This is a genomic window from Pseudomonas sp. EL_65y_Pfl1_R83 (assembly GCF_963970695.1).
GTDB lineage: Bacteria > Pseudomonadota > Gammaproteobacteria > Pseudomonadales > Pseudomonadaceae > Aquipseudomonas > Aquipseudomonas tritici.
In genome coordinates, this window is record NZ_CAXAQI010000351.1 from 1 (window position 1) to 476 (window position 476).

A 476-nucleotide genomic window follows, 5' to 3' on the forward strand; every position below is an offset into this window, starting at 1 on the left:
CTACACAGCGCGGGCCGACAGCATGATCCGGAAACGCCCGGTTGTTCCCGCGCAGCGCCTCTTGAGCGCTGCGGCAAGACATGCTCTCGACATGTCCGACGATGGTGGCGATGTCCATCCAAGCCATCCAGCGGCCATGGGAGCGCGTAGCTCAGCCGGTAGAGCACGTGACTTTTAATCACGGGGTCCTGGGTTCGAGCCCCAGCGCGCTCACCAAAAATACTCATAACCACAAGCACTTAACACGCACGTCTGAAGTTTCATCGTCCCACAGTTCCGGTGCGGGACGACAATGGGACGAGATTCGATCTTGGCGCTGTAAGCGCCAAGAACTCTCAAATTTCTGCCTGCACCCGCGATACCGCAGTGGCGCTCCTGAAACGCCTCTTAATGGTTCATCAAACGGATGCTTGGTTAGATATTTGCGCGAAGCTCCAGATTCGCTAAGGGAAGCATTAATCCCTATATTGCGGTTT

1 tRNA gene is annotated in these 476 nt (G+C 55.9%); it reads left to right on the forward strand.

The window, feature by feature from the left end:
• The first annotated feature begins 140 nt into the window (after positions 1–140).
• Positions 141–216: transfer RNA gene (locus AACY08_RS29235), tRNA-Lys, on the forward strand.
• Positions 217–476: the final 260 nt, after the last annotated feature.